The 1,666-nt window shown below is 53.1% G+C and carries 1 protein-coding gene and 1 pseudogene; one reads left to right on the top strand and one right to left on the bottom strand.

Features of this window, described 5'->3' with window-relative positions; translation table 11 throughout:
* The first annotated feature begins 70 nt into the window (after positions 1-70).
* Positions 71-1,045 carry a peptidoglycan bridge formation glycyltransferase FemA/FemB family protein gene (locus tag EJP87_RS15975; RefSeq protein WP_193771458.1) on the top strand — a complete coding sequence of 325 codons (975 nt, stop codon included), beginning with the start codon at positions 71-73 and terminating at the stop codon, positions 1,043-1,045.
* A 406-nt stretch (positions 1,046-1,451) separates the two neighbouring features.
* Here the strand turns inward: EJP87_RS15975 and EJP87_RS15970 are convergent.
* Positions 1,452-1,666, bottom strand: a pseudogene (locus EJP87_RS15970) (IS1634 family transposase); the annotation flags it as partial.

Genomic DNA, 1,666 nt, shown 5'->3' with positions numbered 1-1,666 from the left:
GGGGGAATGAGCAAGTAAAATATTTTTTCTCTCGTCCCTGTCACTCTCCTCGCTGATGGCGCTCTGGTCCATGCAGGAGGTGGGTTACAGCCAGTGGCAGCAGCACTGGCAGAACGCCACTCTGTGTACCCTGACGCAAAGCTGGGAATATGGTTCGGCCATGGCGCAACACAGGCTCTGTCGTGGTGTCCGTTTTGCCATTACCGACCAGCATGGTTGCGTGCGGGGTCTGTTGCAGTGTTTGCACTGGTCTGTGCCCTGGTTGGGGGGCGTGCTGCGCATCAATCGCGGGCCGCTCTGCTGCGCTTCCAGTTGGTCATTGGAGGAGCAGGAACAGTTTTTGCTGGCTTTGCGGGAGTTGGCCCACAAGCGCCGTTACCGGGCCATTTTTCTGGCGCCACCCTGGCCAGACCAGACGGAAACGCGCCTTCTCTTGCAACAACAAGGCTTTCGTCTACGTCACACAAAAATACCATGGGGTTCACATCGCCTGGATCTGCAGCAGGAAATGGCGACACTGCGCTGCCAGTTATCAGGTAAATGGCGCAATTTACTGGTAAAAAGTGAACGACAGAGACTTCTGTTGCGCTGGGAGTCTCCCACACTTTGTTGGGATCGATTTGTTGGGTTTTACAGCCAGTTTGTGCTGGAAAAACAGTTTGTTGGTGTGGATGCGCGCCTGCTTGGCTATTTGGCGCGGCAACATTCACCTGCCTGGCGGTGGAACCTGTTGACCGCCTCCCTGCCGGATAGTCCGGATGAGTGGATCGCGCTACTGGTCTCCGTTTATCATGGCGATACAGCCAGTTATCTGCTTGCCGCAAACCGGGAAGAAGGACGTCGTCTGTTGTGCAACTACCAATTATTGTGGCTGGCTATTGGCCATGCGCACTCCCAAGGGCTTGACTGGTTTGATCTGGGAGGGGTTGATGCAGCCACACCAGAGGGGATTCGTCATTTCAAAAGCGGTTTGAGCGGCATTCCGTACCAGTGGGTAGGTGAGTGGAGTCTGCTTTCCTTTTTGCCAAAGAGAGGGGAAACGTAACTATTCAGGTTCGTGCTGGCTGCCAGGTCTACCCGATTTGCCATGACTCGCCAGCTCTACCCCCATGGGGATGCTGTGCGGATTGGCGCAAAAATGCGCGCCAATCCGCACAGCTTGCTTCCATTAGGCGCTTAAGCCGACGCAAAAAGCGCGTCGGCTTAGCCTATGTTTAACATGCTACAAAATTTTTCAAGCAATATCAGTGTATTGTGATTCTGATTTTTCGCAAGTGGCACTACAAAGTTGATGCCTTAGCCATTTTTTGATCAAGCAATCATCTTTTTTAATCCACCGGGGTTGGGGTCGATGGCAAGAGCTTGGTAAATCAACTTCTGGTTTGTCTCTGCTTTTGTCGCTTTGCGCACGTGCAAGACCCTGTCGTCAACCCGCCGGAAAGTGGCGGATCCTCCAGCGTAGATGCCTCGCCAACATTGCCTGGAAAAACTTCCGAACGACGCACAAATCCGCTGCTATCCAGTACCATCCCCAATGTCAACAACGGGCAATCGCTCCGTTTCTCCTTGGAGTGACCACGACGTGCCTTGGCATTGTTCGTTTCCTCACCTTCAAAATAGGTGTTGGTCAAATCGTACAATGTCACCGTACATTCCAGACCAAACA

It is taken from the genome of Candidatus Magnetaquicoccus inordinatus (assembly GCF_004217665.1).
GTDB classification, from domain to species: domain Bacteria; phylum Pseudomonadota; class Magnetococcia; order Magnetococcales; family Magnetaquicoccaceae; genus Magnetaquicoccus; species Magnetaquicoccus inordinatus.
The sequence above is the reverse complement of the archived record's forward strand: the minus strand, read 5'-3'. Positions and strand labels throughout refer to the sequence as shown.